Source organism: Ferrovibrio sp. (assembly GCF_025869515.1).
GTDB lineage: Bacteria > Pseudomonadota > Alphaproteobacteria > Ferrovibrionales > Ferrovibrionaceae > Ferrovibrio.
In genome coordinates, this window is sequence record NZ_JAOZVR010000022.1 from 1 (window position 1) to 14,556 (window position 14,556).

At 61.6% G+C, this 14,556-nt stretch carries 15 protein-coding genes, 2 tRNA genes, 1 pseudogene and 1 riboswitch; of the genes and pseudogenes, 11 read left to right on the forward strand and 7 right to left on the reverse strand.

Going from position 1 to position 14,556, the window contains the following annotated elements:
- Positions 1-101: 101 nt before the first annotated feature.
- From OJJ21_RS04045 to OJJ21_RS04060, 4 genes are all read right to left on the reverse strand, one after another.
- Positions 102-647 (reverse strand): PAS domain-containing protein, encoded by a 546-nt coding sequence (locus OJJ21_RS04045; protein WP_297683406.1) that lies wholly within the window; start codon positions 645-647, stop codon positions 102-104.
- A gap of 77 nt (positions 648-724) precedes the next feature.
- Complete coding sequence (locus tag OJJ21_RS04050; protein WP_297683408.1) at positions 725-1,663, reverse strand: ABC transporter substrate-binding protein; 939 nt, start codon at positions 1,661-1,663, stop codon at positions 725-727.
- A 14-nt stretch (positions 1,664-1,677) separates the two neighbouring features.
- Positions 1,678-2,463: an ABC transporter permease gene (locus tag OJJ21_RS04055; protein ID WP_297683410.1), complete on the reverse strand. Its 786-nt coding sequence runs from the start codon at positions 2,461-2,463 to the stop codon at positions 1,678-1,680.
- Complete coding sequence (locus OJJ21_RS04060) at positions 2,460-3,200, reverse strand: ATP-binding cassette domain-containing protein (protein WP_297683412.1); 741 nt, start codon at positions 3,198-3,200, stop codon at positions 2,460-2,462. Before OJJ21_RS04060 ends, OJJ21_RS04055 begins: the two co-directional genes overlap by 4 nt.
- Positions 3,193-3,300, reverse strand: a riboswitch (TPP riboswitch). (Overlaps the previous gene by 8 nt.)
- A gap of 61 nt (positions 3,301-3,361) precedes the next feature.
- Here OJJ21_RS04060 and OJJ21_RS04065 point away from each other — a divergent pair.
- The 11 genes from OJJ21_RS04065 to OJJ21_RS04115 all read left to right on the forward strand — a co-directional run bounded on the left by OJJ21_RS04065 (position 3,362) and on the right by OJJ21_RS04115 (position 12,158).
- Positions 3,362-4,477, forward strand: coding sequence for an acetoin utilization protein AcuC (locus OJJ21_RS04065; protein ID WP_297683414.1), 1,116 nt, complete (start codon positions 3,362-3,364; stop codon positions 4,475-4,477).
- Positions 4,474-4,962, forward strand: a complete 489-nt coding sequence (locus OJJ21_RS04070) for a DUF192 domain-containing protein (protein ID WP_297683415.1) — start codon at positions 4,474-4,476, stop codon at positions 4,960-4,962. The genes OJJ21_RS04065 and OJJ21_RS04070 overlap by 4 nt, the downstream gene beginning before the upstream one ends.
- Positions 4,963-5,080: 118 nt before the next feature.
- Positions 5,081-5,157, forward strand: a tRNA-Pro gene (locus tag OJJ21_RS04075).
- Between the two features lie 57 nt (positions 5,158-5,214).
- Positions 5,215-5,511, forward strand: coding sequence for an ETC complex I subunit (locus tag OJJ21_RS04080; protein ID WP_297683418.1), 297 nt, complete (start codon positions 5,215-5,217; stop codon positions 5,509-5,511).
- Between the two features lie 75 nt (positions 5,512-5,586).
- Positions 5,587-5,663: transfer RNA gene (locus tag OJJ21_RS04085), tRNA-Arg, on the forward strand.
- 174 nt (positions 5,664-5,837) lie between these two features.
- Positions 5,838-6,650 (forward strand): GntR family transcriptional regulator, encoded by an 813-nt coding sequence (locus tag OJJ21_RS04090; protein WP_297683420.1) that lies wholly within the window; start codon positions 5,838-5,840, stop codon positions 6,648-6,650.
- 26 nt (positions 6,651-6,676) lie between these two features.
- Positions 6,677-7,651, forward strand: a complete 975-nt coding sequence (locus OJJ21_RS04095) for a sialic acid TRAP transporter substrate-binding protein SiaP (RefSeq protein ID WP_297683422.1) — start codon at positions 6,677-6,679, stop codon at positions 7,649-7,651.
- Between the two features lie 64 nt (positions 7,652-7,715).
- A complete protein-coding gene (locus tag OJJ21_RS04100; RefSeq protein WP_297683425.1) occupies positions 7,716-8,276 on the forward strand; it encodes a TRAP transporter small permease in 561 nt (186 codons plus the stop codon).
- A complete protein-coding gene (locus tag OJJ21_RS04105; RefSeq protein WP_297683427.1) occupies positions 8,221-9,564 on the forward strand; it encodes a TRAP transporter large permease in 1,344 nt (447 codons plus the stop codon). Before OJJ21_RS04100 ends, OJJ21_RS04105 begins: the two co-directional genes overlap by 56 nt.
- 211 nt (positions 9,565-9,775) lie before the next feature.
- Positions 9,776-10,531: an SDR family oxidoreductase gene (locus OJJ21_RS04110; RefSeq protein ID WP_297683429.1), complete on the forward strand. Its 756-nt coding sequence runs from the start codon at positions 9,776-9,778 to the stop codon at positions 10,529-10,531.
- 370 nt (positions 10,532-10,901) lie between these two features.
- On the forward strand, positions 10,902-12,158 hold the full coding sequence (locus OJJ21_RS04115) for a pentapeptide repeat-containing protein (protein ID WP_297683431.1): 1,257 nt from the start codon (positions 10,902-10,904) through the stop codon (positions 12,156-12,158).
- A 6-nt stretch (positions 12,159-12,164) separates the two neighbouring features.
- On the opposite strand, the gene OJJ21_RS04120 is transcribed toward OJJ21_RS04115, so the two are convergent.
- From OJJ21_RS04120 to OJJ21_RS04130, 3 genes and pseudogenes are all read right to left on the reverse strand, one after another.
- Positions 12,165-13,364: a hypothetical protein gene (locus OJJ21_RS04120; protein WP_297683433.1), complete on the reverse strand. Its 1,200-nt coding sequence runs from the start codon at positions 13,362-13,364 to the stop codon at positions 12,165-12,167.
- 87 nt (positions 13,365-13,451) lie between these two features.
- Positions 13,452-13,991: a hypothetical protein gene (locus OJJ21_RS04125; RefSeq protein WP_297683435.1), complete on the reverse strand. Its 540-nt coding sequence runs from the start codon at positions 13,989-13,991 to the stop codon at positions 13,452-13,454.
- Positions 13,992-14,102: 111 nt separating this feature from the next.
- A pseudogene (locus OJJ21_RS04130) lies at positions 14,103-14,556 on the reverse strand (ABC transporter substrate-binding protein); the annotation flags it as partial.

The window sequence follows — 14,556 nt, forward strand, 5'->3', positions numbered from 1 at the left end:
CCGCATGGAGTGATCCCGGCGGATCCGACGGCAGCAACCGGTCAGACCAGCGCCGGCGGATTGTTCCGCCGGCGTTTTGTGTTTTCCGATCCTGTGCCTGGTTAAAGGGGTTTGGCGCAGCCTGGCTGCTGCGGAACCACGCGCGTCTCCTGCGCCTTACCCACCGATGCACCAGTCGCCGCGCGTTTGTCGGCTTCATCGGGGTAGCCATTGAGGATCAGCAGCATGTCAACGGTTTCCCCATCCCTGGCGAGAGGGAAATAGATCCGTTCGGTATCGATGAAATCACGGTCCGGATGCGGCATGCCGAAGCGGTCGTACAGGGGTTCGCGGCGCTCTACCACCGCTGTCATATTGGCACGGATGCGGTCGACGAATTCGGGCAGCACCGCGTCTTCCAGGTACCGGCCGCTGATTTCGCGGCCGGCCGCCGTACTCTGCAGCGTGCCGATCAGGCGGAAACGGAAGCGGAGCCCGCCACCTTCCCGTATGACATCGACGAGGTTGGTGAATGACAGCATGGAGCGAATGGCGAGAGGATCGATATGCTGCCGGCCCGGCAGTTTGCCCGGTGGGCAGACACCGATCAGGTAGTCCCGCATTCTGGCGAATTGCGGATCCAGTTTGGCGTAATCCGGTCGCTGCATTTCTGCTCCCTCCTGACGCCATTTTGTAATCCTAGCACAGGTTTTACGGGTTTTGACCACCGCTTTGTGTATATTGGCTAGCGCAACTCAGTTGCATACTCGGCCACGGGCAGGGCCTTCGGGATAAGACCCTGCTTGACCAGATAGTCGGCGAAACGGCTGTAGCGCCGGCCATCCAGGGCGCGCGGTGCCTGTGCAAAGCGGGGCAGGGTGGCCGTCCATGCTCGTCGATTGAGTTCATCGTCGAGGCTTTTGCTCTCCTTGATGAAGGCCTGCCAGCTTTTCTGCGGTTCGTTATGCAGCATGGCGACGGCTTCCTCGATGGCGTCGAGCAGGCGCATCAGGCGGTCGTCCCCCAGCCTGTCCTTATGCGCGACCAGGATCAGTTCGTCATAGAGCGGCACGCCATAATCTTCGGGGTAGAAGGCGCGGCCGGGCTTGCCGGCGATGTCCATCTGGTTCAGTTCGAAATTGCGGAAGGCGCCGATGGTGGCATCCACCTTGCCGGCGAAGATCGACGGCGACAGCGCGAAGTTGACATTGATCAGCGTGACATCGCTTAGCTTCAATCCGTATTGCTCCAGCATGGTCTTGAGCAGGGCATCCTCGAAGCCGCCGACGGAATAACCGATCTTCCTGCCCTTGAGGTCGCCGACCGACTTGACCGGCCCGTCGCGCAGGACGACCAGCGAGTTCAGTGGCGTGGCAATCAGCGTGCCGAAGCGGCGCAAAGGCAGGCCCTGTGCCACCTGCACATGGAGTTGCGGCTGATAGGAGATCGCGACTTCGGCCTTGCCGGCAGCGACCAGCTTGGGCGGATCGTTCGGATCGGCCGGTGCGATCAGATCGACGAGCAGTTCGTGGCGATCAAAGATGCCGGCATGCTTGGCGACGATCAGTGGCGCATGGTCGGGATTGACGAACCAATCCAGCAGCACGGTCAGCCTGTCATGGGCCGCGGCGATGCCGGGAAGCAGCAAGATCGTAAAAGCAGCAGCGGCAATCAGGCGTTTCATGGCAAAGGGCTCCTTCAGGAATTCTTGTCGGCAAGCAGTGAGGCATGGCTGTCCGGCTGCCAGCGCAGCAGGCGGCGCGTGATGGCATCGACGCCGGCATAGAGCGCGATGGCGCAGACCGCGAGTACGATCAGCGCGGCAAACATCAGATCCGTCTGGACCCGTGCATTGGCCTGCATCATGCGAAAGCCCAGGCCGGCACTGGCGCCGACCCATTCGCCAATCACGGCGCCGATCGGCGCCACGGCGGCCGCGATCTTCAGGCCACTGGCAAAGGCCGGCAGCGCGGCCATCAGGCGGATATGTCGCAGAATGCGCAGGCGATGCTGCGGCAGATCGGCCGTCATCACGTGGGCGAGATCGAGCCAGCCGGCTTCGGTGCGGCGCAGGCCATCGTAGAGAGCCATGGCAACCGGAAAGAAAATCACCAGCATCGCCATCATGATTTTCGACGCCATGCCGAAGCCGAACCACAGCACCAGCAGCGGGGCGAGGGCAAAGACCGGTACAGCCTGGCTGGCCACCAGCAGCGGCAACAGCCAGCGGCGCGCAACGGCCGAGACCAGCAGGCCGAGGGCTGCAGAAGCGCCCAGCAGCGTGCCGAACAGCAGGCCGAGCAGCATTTCTGCCACGGTCACGGTCGCCTCGCGGAACAGCAGACCGGCATGCTCGACCAATGCCAGCGCCACCCGATGAGGTGCAGGCAGGATGTAGGGCGGCAGTGCAAAGAGCCAGACGATACCCTGCCACAGCAGCAGCAGGCCAAGCAGGGTGAGAAGCGGGCGAAGGACAGCGATCATGCAACCCCCGCAGCCAGTTTCAGCGCCCCATGGATGCTGCGCAGGATCGGCAACAGCGCGGGGTCCAGCGGGTCGCGTGGCCGGGGGCCGGACAGCGCGGCAATCTGCTGCAGGCCGGCCGGCTGTCCGGTCAGGACGAAGATGCGATCGGCCAGCCGGCAGGCCTCGGCCGGGTCGTGGGTCACCAGCACCACGGCGCGGTCGGCCAGCAGCCCGCAGGCCAGATCCTGAATGGCGATGCGGGTAATGGCATCCAGTGCCGAGAAGGGCTCGTCCATCAGCACCAGCGGGCGATCTTCCATCAGGGTGCGGGCGAGGGCGGTGCGCTGGCGCATGCCGCCGGACAGCGCCGCGGGCAGGGCATTTGCCCGGTCCGCCAATCCCAGACGGGCCAGCAGGTTCCGGGCGCGGGCCGTATCGGGTGGCTCGCCGCGCAGGCGGGCGCCCAGCAGCACATTCTCAAGCAGGCTGAGCCAGGGCAGCAGCAGGTCCTGCTGGGCCATCCAGGCCGCTTTGTCGGCCCATGGCGAATGGATTCCGGGCAGCAGGCCGGCCAGCAGGCGCAGCAGCGTACTCTTGCCACAGCCGCTGGTGCCGAGGATGGCGACGGTTTCGGTGGTGCCCAGATCGAACGCAAAGGGCGCCAGCACAGCATGGCGGCCGTAGGCAAAGCCGGTCCCTTCCAGCCGGAAGGCAGGGGGATTGGGGGCAACGGGAGATAGGGAGTCTACAGGCAAGGCCGCTGATCCCTACGCCGGTATCAACCGGATCAGGTTCGAGGGGTCGTCCGGCCAGCCCGGACCTCTCAGCCGCCCATCGGCTCCCCCTCAGAGGCAAGCTGGCATTATAGGCGTCCGGGACCGCTTGTTAAGGCTCGCCCGGCCGCTAGATTCTGGCCATGCATCAGCCACTCTTCATCGGCAACGAGATTTACCGGCATTCAAGCCTGGGCGGCAAACACCCGCTGTCGATCCCGCGCGTCTCGACCGTAATGGATCTGGCGGAAGCGCTGGGCTGGCTGGCACCGGGTCAGTATCGCGAAAGCCGGCCGGCAACGCCGGACCAGCTCATGCGCTTTCATCGCGAAGACTACATCGCGGCAGTTCAGGCGGCCGAACGCACGCTTGCGGTCAGCCCAGAAGATTCCGCGCGCTACAATCTTGGCCGTGGCGGCAACCCGGTCTACGCCACCATGTTCCGCCGGCCCGCCACCGGCGTGGGGGGCAGCCTGATCGCGGCGGCGCAGCTGCTGGCGAGTGGCGGCATTGTCTACAGCCCGGGCGGCGGCACGCATCATGGCCGCCCGGCCCAGGCCTCGGGTTTCTGTTATTTCAACGATCCGGTGCTGGCGATCCTCGCCATGCTCGATGCCGGCCTGTCGCGCGTCGCCTACGTCGATCTCGATGTGCATCATGGCGATGGCGTCGCCGATGCCTTTGCTGCCGAGCCGCGCGTCATAGTGGTCTCGGTGCATGAGGCCGGCCGCTGGCCGCATTCAGGCCGGCTGGATGAGGAAGGGGCCGGCAATCTGTTCAACCTGCCGGTTTCGCCGGGCATGGTCGATGATGAAATGACCGCGCTGATCGAAGATGGCATCGGACCGCTGGTGGAGTCGTTCCGGCCGGATGCCATGGTGATCCAGTGTGGCGCCGATGCACTGGCCGACGATCCGCTGGGCAGGCAGACCCTGTCGAATGGCGCCTTGTGGCATGCCGTCGCAGCGCTCAAACCGCTGGCGCCGCGCCTGTTGGTGCTGGGCGGCGGCGGCTATAATCCCTGGTCGGTGGCGCGCTGCTGGACCGGTATCTGGGCCGAATTGAATGGCCTGGAAAAACCCGATCGCCTGCCGCCGGCAGCGGAAAACCTGCTGCGGGAGCTGAGCTGGAACCGCAGTGCAGGCCGGCAGCCACCGGAGCACTGGTTCACCACCATGGCGGATGCTCCCAGGCATGGCGAAGTGCGCGACGAGGTTCGCGGTCTGCTGCGGCGGGTGAAAGAGAGGATGAAGGCGTGAAACTCAGTCGCGTATTAGCCGTTCTGTTCGGCATGGTGTTGTTCATTGGTACGGCCCTGAATGGTCCCGCGACGGCGCAGCCGCAGCCGACCCTGCCGCTGAGCGATCTGGTGATCCAGACCGCAAAAGGTCCGCAGCGTTTCAAGGTCGAGCTGGCCGATACGGATGCGTCGCGGTCGCGCGGCATGATGTTCCGCACCAGCATGGCGCCCGATACCGGCATGCTGTTCGATTTCAAACAGGAGCAGATGGCATCCTTCTGGATGCGCAATACCCTGCTGCCGCTGGACATGCTGTTCATCAGGGCTGACGGCACCATCCTGAACATCCACCAGCGCGCCATCCCCCATGACGAAAGCGGCATCAATTCGACCGGCCCGGTCCGCGCCGTGCTGGAGGTCAATGGCGGCACGGTGTCCCGCCTGGGGATCAAGGCCGGTGACAAGGTGCAGCATGCCATTTTCGGCAATCCGCCCAAACGTTAAGCACCGGCTGGGCCGAACCGTTAACTCGATTTTTTTGTCCTTGCCCGGGACTTCTCCCGGGGCTGGCCGGACCGGCCGGCTTCATGCTAAAAGGCCCTCGCTTTTCCGCTATTTAGGGCGGGGTGTAGCTCAGTCTGGTAGAGCGCTTGCTTTGGGAGCAAGAAGTCGCTGGTTCGAATCCAGTCACCCCGACCATAATAGCCCGGCCAATCGTCAGACATGTCAGGCGGGCAGGATCAGGGGATTTTGAGCATGACCAAGGCGCGTATCTATCAACCGACCAAGACGGCGATGCAGTCGGGCAAGGCCCGGACCCGCCAGTGGGTTCTGGAATACGACACGGCGGACAGCCGTTTCGTCGAGCCGCTGATGGGCTGGACCGGTGCGGCCGGCACACTCGGCCAGCTCACGCTCAGGTTCGATACCAGGGAAGAGGCGGTTGCCTATGCCGACAAGCGCGGCATCGCCTACGACATCGAGGAGCCGCAGGCGCGCAAGCTGAACCGCCGCGCCTATGCCGATAACTTCGCGTATACCAGAATCCGCTAAATGGGTTTCCGGCGGGGTGCCTGAAGCGGCCGGCCTCGCCGGCCGTTTTTCGTTACTGCCGCTGTTTTCTCCGGGGTGCCCTTAGCTCAGTTGGATAGAGCAGCCGCCTTCTAAGCGGCAGGTCGGTGGTTCGAATCCACCAGGGCACGCCATTTTCTTCAGAAAAATTCCCTGCCATTGGCATGGGGGCTTGGCCGCATCGTGCTGCGCCGCACATAAAGTCGTGCAATTTCGGACTTGCATGACCGCAGGCACATCTTGCATACAAGATATGGAAATAAGGATGCCGGACCAACGGCACCTGATCAAGGGAGGCGGGCCGTCCGGTGGCACAGCCGTCGCGTAAAATTGCCGCCAAGCGGCAACCCAATCGGCCGCGTATCGCGCCGCCGGCGAATGCGCGACATGGCCGCGCCATCCGAGCGCCGCGTGCGACGTCCGCGGTGCTGGTTTACGAAAGTCTGCATAACGAGATCATTGCCCTGCGCATCGAGCCTGGTGCCGGCCTGTCGGAAAACGATCTTGCCAACAGATATGGCGTAAGCCGTACCCCGGTGCGCGAGGCATTGCTGCGGCTGGCCGATGAAGGTCTGGTTGAAATCGTGCCGAAATCCGGCACGACGGTGAGCCGCATTCCCTATGCGCAGCTCAATGAGGCCATCGTCATCCGCAAGGCGCTGGAGGAACTCGCTGTTCGTGAAGCCAGCAGGCGGGCGACCAAGAGCCAGATCACCGGATTGTGGTCTCTGGTCGAACGTCAGCGCGAGGCGGCGAAGGCCGATGACCGCAGCGGTTTTCATGCCGCCGACGAGGCCTTCCATGCGGCCATCGCCGAAGCTGCCGGCTATCCCGGCATCTGGCATCTGGTCAACCAGGTGAAGGTGCAGGTTGATCGCATCCGTCACCTGACGCTGCCGGAGGGCGGCCGGATGCTGCGGGTGACCAAGGAGCATGCTGCGGTGTTGACCGCGCTGGAAAAGCGCGATGGCGAGCGCGCAGTTGCCGCCATGCGCAGCCATCTGGATGGCCTGGAAAACAGCCTGCCGGAAATCCGCCGGCGCAATCCCGATTTATTTGTCGACCAAGTGGGAGTCTTTGTTTTGCCCGGGCCAGCCGGGCGAAAAACCAGAAGTCAGTAGCACTCAAAAAAACAAGGGAGAGAAACATGAAAAGAATAGTGACGGGTCTTGCCATTGCGGCAGCCTTTACCGTTGCCTTGCCGGCCGCGGCGCAAACCAAGCTGAAATGGGCGCATGTCTATGAGACACCCGAGCCCTACCATACTGAAGCGGTCTGGGCCGCAGCCGAGATCGCCAAGCGCACCAACGGAAAATACCAGATCGAGGTTTTTCCGGCATCGCAGCTCGGCAACGAAAACCAGATCAACGAGGCGCTCGGTCTCGGCACGGTGGATATGATCTATACCGGCGTGGCTTTCGCCGGTTCGATCCACAAGCCGCTCGCCATCACCAATGCACCCTTCATCCTGCGCGACTTCGATCACTGGAAGGCCTACCGCGATTCCAAACTGTTCCGCGATATAGCCTCGGGCTATGAAAAGAAGACCGGACACAAGGTCATGTCGCTGACCTATTACGGCCAGCGTCATGTGACGGCCAATCGCGAAATCAAGAAGCCGGACGACATGAAGGGCATGAAACTGCGGGTGCCGCCGGCACCGCTGTTCCTGATGTTCACGAAATCGGTCGGCGCCAATGCCACACCGATTGCCTTTGCCGAAGTCTATCTCGCCCTGCAGCAGAAGACGGTGGACGGTCAGGAGAATCCGCTTCCCACCATCATGGCCAAGAAGTTCTACGAAGTGCAGAGCCATATCATGCTGACCGGCCATATCACGGAGTCGCTGGTCGCCAATGTGGGCGGGCATGTCTGGAGTAAGCTGAACGACGCGGAGAAGAAGGTCTTCCAGGAGGTTCTCCTGCAGGCCGCTGCGCGGGCCAGCGACCAGATCCGGGCGTCTGAGATGAAGCTGGCGGATGAATTCCGCAAGCTGGGCAAGACGGTTGTCGAGGTCGACCGCGAGGCCTTCCGCAAGGCGGCGATCCCACTTCACAATGACGCCAGTGCCGGTGCCGGCTGGAGCAAGGCGGAATACGATGCCCTCCAGGCCCTGAAATAACGCAAATGGCGGGCGCGGCCACTATGGTCGTGCCCGCCGATTTTCTGTTGCAAGGAGAGTTCACATGCTGCCATCCGATCGAAAGGGCAAGCCCGACGAGGCGGTATCCCTGATTGCGGCTGAGGATCCGGACTATGTTATCAAGGCCTATCCGGAAGATATCATCGCCTTCATCATCTTCTGGTCACTGGCGGCTGTGGTCTTCCTGCAGTTTTTCACGCGGTATGTGCTGAATGATTCGATGGCATGGACCGAGGAGATTGCCCGCTATCTGTTGATATGGGTCACCTTCGTGGGTGGAGCCATAGCCATCCGCCGCGGGACCCATATCGGCGTCGAGGTGATGCTGCATTTCCTGCCGCCCGGACCGGTGCGGGTGTTTCGACTTGTCATCGATGTCATCTCGGTCGGATTCATCGCACTGCTCTGCTGGTTTGCCATCCAGATCACCGAGCGGATGCAAATCCAGACGATGATGGTCATCGACGTTCCCATGAGCGTGGTCTATGGCGGCGTCACCTTCGGCTGCTTCCTGATGCTGTTCCGTAGTCTGGGCATGTTCTGGGCGAATGCGCGGCGCCGCTGGCACCCCGATCCCGACAAAGTCGACTTGGTTATCGATTGAAAGGCGCCCCGGTATGATTGCGTTGTTCATTGTCTTTTTCCTGCTTTTGCTGGTCGGGGTGCCGATCTTTATTGCTCTGGGTGGCGCTTCGCTGACCTTTACGCATTTCTTCACCACCATCCCGGATTTTGTCACGCTGCATCGTATGGCTGGCGGCGTCGATTCTTTCCCTCTGATCGCGGTGCCGTTCTTTATCCTTGCCGGCAACCTTATGAATACGGCGGGCATCACCAACCGCATCTATGATTTCGCGACGGCCGGCGTCGGCTGGCTGCGAGGCGGGCTGGGGCATGTCAACGTGGTTGGTTCGGTGATCTTCGCCGGCATGTCGGGTACGGCGGTTGCCGATGCCGGTGGCCTGGGCACGATCGAGATCAAAGCGATGCGCGATCATGGCTATGATGACGAATTCGCCGTCGGCATCACGGCAGCGTCATCGACGATCGGGCCCATCATTCCCCCCTCGCTGCCGATGGTGATCTTCGGTGTGATGGCCAATGTTTCCATCGGCCAGTTATTCGCGGCCGGATTCATTCCCGGCCTTCTGATGGCTGCTGCAATGATGGCTTATGTTGCCTGGTATGCGCACCGGCACGGCATCGGCCGCGATCAGGTTTTCCGCTGGGGCGTGCTCGGCCGAACGTTTTTGCGCGCCATTCCGGCCCTGCTGACACCCGCGATCATTATCGGCGGCATGTCGGCCGGTGTCTTCACCCCGACTGAGGCGGCAATCGCGGCCTGTGCCTGGGCACTGTTCCTCGGCCTGCTGCTGTACAAGACACTCAGCTGGAAACAATTCTACCGGATTTCACTTGAGACGATCGAAACCACGGCCAGTGTACTGATCATCGTCGGGGCGGCCTCGTTGTTCGGCTGGGTTTTGACCACTACCCGGATTACGGAAACAGTCTCGGCAGCGCTGTTGTCGATCACCACTGATCCGCTTCTGCTGCTGCTTATTATCAACGTGATCCTGTTGGTGATTGGCTGTTTCATGGAAACCATCGCCGCGATCTCGATCCTGGTGCCGGTGCTGATGCCGGCGGTCACCAAGGTCGGCATCGATCCGGTGCAGTTCGGCGTCATCATGGTGCTGAATCTGATGATCGGACTCCTGACGCCGCCGGTAGGCATGGTGCTGTTCGTGCTGTCGCGGGTGGCCCGGCTGTCATTCGACCGGACGGTGATGGCCGTGCTGCCCTTTCTGGTCCCGCTGCTGGCGGTGCTGGTGCTGATCTCGGCGATCCCCACCCTGACATTGTTCCTGCCAACGCTCTGGTATCGCTGACCAAGGCTTGAAGGTCTGCGATCTGCCCTCTATGTTGCCATATTGTTCTGTAGTGATGATGCCAGCTGAACCATTCCCACTGGTTCAGCTGGCGGTCCTGAGGAGCATCAATTAAGACGATGCCGGGAACGGCGCTGCTGTACCGACGCTTTTCCATGACAGGCGGGCGGCTAATGTAGACGGCCGAAGAAAACGAGGAGGATTCCCAGAGATGACAACGGCAAAGGTCGCCCTGATCACCGGCGCAGGCACCGGTATTGGCAAGGCATCGGCCATCGCGCTGGCCAAGGCGGGTTACAATGTGGTGCTGGCCGGCCGTCGTCTCGAGGCACTGGACAGCACTGCTCGTGAGGCGGAGAAGCATGGCGTTCGTGCAGTGGCGGTCGCGACCGATGTGGGGGACCATGCCCAGGTGAAGGCGCTGTTCGCCAAGACCAAGCAGGCCTTTGGACGTCTTGACGTGCTGTTCAACAATGCTGGTATGGGTACGCCGGCGATGCCGCTTGAGGATCTCTCCTACGAGCAGTGGAAAGCCGTCGTGGATGTCAACCTGACCGGGCCTTTTCTCTGCACCCAGGAAGCCTTCAAGATCATGAAAGACCAGACCCCGCGCGGCGGCCGCATCATCAACAATGGCTCCATCTCAGCCTATGCGCCGCGGCCATTCTCGGCCCCTTACACCTCAACCAAGCATGCCATCAGCGGCCTGACCAGGGCCAGCTCGCTGGACGGCCGCGCCTATGACATTGCCGTCGGCCAGATCGATATCGGCAATGCCGCCACTGATATGACGGAGCGGATGAAGAACGGCGTGCTGCAGCCCGATGGTTCCACCCGGGTCGAGCCGCGCATGGATGTCGAGCATGTGGCGAATGCGGTCGTTCATATGGCCAGCCTGCCGCTGGACGCCAATGTGCTGTTCATGACGGTCATGGCGACCAAGATGCCGTTTGTCGGGCGCGGCTGACGCGTAAGGCCGATAGCCGTCGCTCAAGGCCCGAGGCCCCCCGGCTATGGCAGGCTGGTTCGCCTTTAGGACAGCTAGGCGCGCCGGGGCAGGCCGTCTATGAAGACTGGCCTGATCGGACATGGCCGGCAAAGCTTCGCGAAGCCAAGGGCCGGCTTTACAGCAGTTGCAGACCGATTTGCGCAACGCCAAAGAAGCCGTCCGGGGGCTGTGTGGGGGGAATGCAAAGTCTGCGAGGGAAAATAGCGGAACTGACCGGAAAGATTGCGGAACTGGAGAAAAACATTAAAATCGTGGAAGATTTCATGCGGCCGAAGAAATAGGCTGCCAAAGTCATGAAAACAGGGGGCAGAGGGGCAGTATGAACCCCATGGAAGTTGAACGGATGCTGGCACGCCACCGGGAGTGGCTGGCTAAGCGTCCCCGCGGAGCCCGCCTGAACCTCTCGCTTGCCGATTTGCAGGGCTACGATTTCAGTGGTGCTGATCTGCGTGCCGCGAAGATGTCGGGCGCCAATCTGTCACGCGCCGTGCTGGTGGAAACGAACCTTTCAGAGGCCGATCTGTTCGCGGCCAATCTGGAACGTGCCGATCTGTCCAAGGCCGATCTGACCAAGGCCGATCTGCGCGGCGCCTCCATGCGTGGCGCCACCCTGGCCGGAGCCCGTCTGATGGGTGTGGATTTCCGGGGCGGCGCGCTGATGCAGGCCTCTGACAACGGCGTGGGATTCGGCGGCCCGGACGCCTCGGGCAAGAAGCCCAAAGCCAATACGGGCGGCGCGGATCTGGCCGAGGCCAATCTGCGCGGCTCGAACCTGACCGGCTCGAATATGAATGGCGTCAACCTGGCCGGTGCCAACCTCTCGCGCGCCAACCTGACCAAGGTATCGCTGCGCAAGGCGAATCTGGCCGGCGCCGATTTCAAGGGCGCCTGCCTGCGCGGCGTCGACATGTCGCTGGCACTGATCGATGGTGCCGATTTCCAGGGCGCGGACCTTAAGGGCGCGATCCTGGAAGACGTCGACATGGATTCGGCGAATTTCACCGGTGCCGAGCTTTTCGTCGATGTCGCCAGCTTCGGCGATACCGTGGCCGGCATCCTCCAGGAACACGAGAAGTGGATCAAGACGGACGGGCGGGAAGGCTCGCGGGCCGATCTGGCCGGCCTGAACATGGAACGCATCGATCTGTCCAATAAGGATCTCAGCGGCGCGAACCTCAAGGGGGCCAAGCTGGCCGGCGCCAAGCTGCAGAATACAACTCTGGTGATGACCGATCTGTCAGAAGCCGATCTGACTGGCGCGAATCTGATCGGCGCGCTCGCCAATGGTGTCAATCTTGCGCGGGCCATTCTGCAAAAAGCGATCCTGCAGCGCGCGCAGCTCGGCCAGGTGCCACTGCGTGGACCGGACGGCAAGCCGATCGGCCGCTACTGGTCGGCCAGCCTGGCGGCCGCCGATGCGGCCGATGCCGATTTCTCGGATGCACTGCTGAAGGGTGCCAATCTGATCGATGCCAAACTCACGCGGGCACGACTGGTCAATGCCAACCTGACCGATGCGAAAATGGTGAACACCGATCTGACCGGCGCTGATCTGACCGGTGCGCAGGTCCCGCCGCAGGGCTGAGGCGGCTCAACCTTCCATCATGTTCCGCACGCGCTCCATGCGCATGCGGCCGGCATGGTCGATCGCTTCTTTGTAGGCTTCAGGTGCTACTGCCAAGAGCTTGTGGCTCAGACTGCGCGTCATCTGCCACTCCTTCTTCGGCTCACTCTTGCTGAGCAGGGCCTTGGAATTGAGGTTGGACAGGATGCGTTCCCACAGGGTTTCGCTGCTATAGGGCAGGCGGCTTTCGCCCAGCAGGCGATTCAGCTTTTCCAGAATCGGATCGGGCTTCGTCGGCATTTCCAGCTTGCCGGTTGAGAGATCGGCCAGAGCGATCAGCGCCTCCGACAGGCCGGCACGCGGTCCAAGCAGATCCTGGATCAGCGTGGTGGAATCGAGGCAGGCCGCAGCAATTTCATCCAGCAGCACGTTGGTGCCATTCATCGGCCGCTCGATCATGTCGGTCAGCGCGATATCGAGGCGACCGGCATAGCTCGACAGCGTCTGCGTGACCTTCGATGTCTGGAAGAAAAACAGGAAACGCAGATCATCGCCCTGCACTTTATGCGACAGGCGTTCGTACAGACGGGAAAAATCGTTGTTCTCGAAGGCCGGCAGGTTTTTCTCCGCCATCGCATCGCGGGTATGCGAGATGATCTTGTCGAACAGCGCTTCGAGCTTTTTGCTGCGTTCGCTCTGGGCCGGCAGTCCGGGCTGTGTCTGGGCTCCGGCAAGCGCATAGATGCCGGCGCGCATAAAGCTGCTCATGTCGTTGAGCTTGCGCTGGTGCTGCGGCGAATGCAGCAATTCGATGGCCGTCGCATTCTGCTTGTCGAGGAATTCGCGAAACACGGCGCTGAAACCCTTGATCGCCGGGCGGCGCGCAAGGTCATGGATCGTCTCACAAACCGGAAAGGGCCCCTTGAAGGGCCGGGTCGTCATTGTCTTTGGCTTGGCACTGGCAGTCTTGTTGAAGATTTCCGACTGTGTGCCGAAACCATCCGAGCGCTCACGCGAGCGCAGCACCTTGACTGCAGAGAAGTCGCCCATATTGAGCAGCGCGTTGGCCTGGGCAATAGCGGATTTTTCCAGCTGCTCGTTGGCATGCTGGGTGTTGCTGGTCGCACCTTCAAGACGCTTGTCAAGGCGCCAGCGGCCATCCACCATCACGTAGATTTCGTATGAAAATGCGCGAGATCCCGCGCCGAACATCGATCCAAATACCATGACTCGTCCCCACCAACCCGACTGGTCGTTTATCCCGTATATTGATCCTTGCCGCCGTGAAACAGTTTTGCAAGGTGTCTTGTGGCGTTAATCCTGCTTGTCGCGGCGCTGCCGATCCGCAATGGCGCGCTGTTCTATAGTTTGCAATTGCTTGGAAAATCGTTCGAAGGCCTGGGCGACTGACAGCACGAACTGGCGCTGCTGCGGCTCGGCCATTTCCAATGCCGCTTCGGCGAATTTCCGGGATTGCTGGCGTGCGAGGCCTGCGGCATCGCGAAAGGCATCCACGCGCACCTGCTCGAAGGTCGAGAGGATGCAATGCCGCGTGATGCTTTCCTCGACCGTCTTGAACGAAGCTTCCTTGACCATGCCGTCTTTCAGCAGGTCAAAAACCAGCAGTGTTTCTTCGGAAATCCGGTTGATGATTCCGTCAACGCGCTCACGGTCACGCGGGGTCGGAGCCAGGTCGGGCTCCGACGGCTTTTTTGCTGCGCGTTTGACTACACTGGACCACATGATGTGGAACTGACGGTCCTTTCTGGCATCCGTCGGAACTGCCTGCCTATATCTATAGTGCGATACAACTCCGGGGTGCGCCAGCAATATTGCACGCAAATGGTTGCCCAAGCCTTAAGTCTTGGCAACCACGTTGGAGTTAGCGAAATGTTCTGCCCGGGCTACGGTCGAACAAAAAAAGGCCCCGCAAGCGGGGCCTTTTCTCGATGAGCAGGAGGGCAATCAGCCTTTTTTCGGTGCAGCCCGCTTCTTCTGGGATGCAGCGATCATGAAGTTGTCGAAGGTGTTTTCCGACACACGGAACCACGACACCTGGTCGTCGCGGAACTTCACCCAGCTATCGAAGACCTTCTTGAACTTCGGGTTCTTCGCCGAGGTCTCATTATAGAGTTCGACAGCAGCATTGAAGGAGGCTTCCATCACCGGGCGCGGGAAGGCTCGCAGCTGCGTGCCGCCAGCGATCAGTTTGCGCAGGGCCGCCGGATTGAGGGCATCATACTTGGCCACCATCCAGACATTCGCCTCGGCGCAGGCCGCCTCGAGAACCGCCTGGTATTCCTTCGGCAGCTTGTTCCACTGCTCGATGTTGACCATCACGGAGAGCTGCGGGCCACCTTCCCACCAACCGGGATAGTAGTAATACTTGGCGACCTTGTTGAAGCCGAGCTTCTCGTCG

Coding starts and splice junctions, on each gene's coding strand:
- OJJ21_RS04115 (WP_297683431.1), top strand. CDS start 10,902: ATGGAAGTTGAACGGATGCTGGCACGCCACCGGGAGTGGCTGGCTAAG.
- OJJ21_RS04055 (WP_297683410.1), bottom strand. CDS start 2,463: ATGATCGCTGTCCTTCGCCCGCTTCTCACCCTGCTTGGCCTGCTGCTG.
- OJJ21_RS04080 (WP_297683418.1), top strand. CDS start 5,215: ATGACCAAGGCGCGTATCTATCAACCGACCAAGACGGCGATGCAGTCG.
- OJJ21_RS04045 (WP_297683406.1), bottom strand. CDS start 647: ATGCAGCGACCGGATTACGCCAAACTGGATCCGCAATTCGCCAGAATG.
- OJJ21_RS04100 (WP_297683425.1), top strand. CDS start 7,716: ATGCTGCCATCCGATCGAAAGGGCAAGCCCGACGAGGCGGTATCCCTG.
- OJJ21_RS04105 (WP_297683427.1), top strand. CDS start 8,221: ATGCGCGGCGCCGCTGGCACCCCGATCCCGACAAAGTCGACTTGGTTA.
- OJJ21_RS04065 (WP_297683414.1), top strand. CDS start 3,362: ATGCATCAGCCACTCTTCATCGGCAACGAGATTTACCGGCATTCAAGC.
- OJJ21_RS04050 (WP_297683408.1), bottom strand. CDS start 1,663: ATGAAACGCCTGATTGCCGCTGCTGCTTTTACGATCTTGCTGCTTCCC.
- OJJ21_RS04095 (WP_297683422.1), top strand. CDS start 6,677: ATGAAAAGAATAGTGACGGGTCTTGCCATTGCGGCAGCCTTTACCGTT.
- OJJ21_RS04110 (WP_297683429.1), top strand. CDS start 9,776: ATGACAACGGCAAAGGTCGCCCTGATCACCGGCGCAGGCACCGGTATT.
- OJJ21_RS04120 (WP_297683433.1), bottom strand. CDS start 13,364: ATGGTATTTGGATCGATGTTCGGCGCGGGATCTCGCGCATTTTCATAC.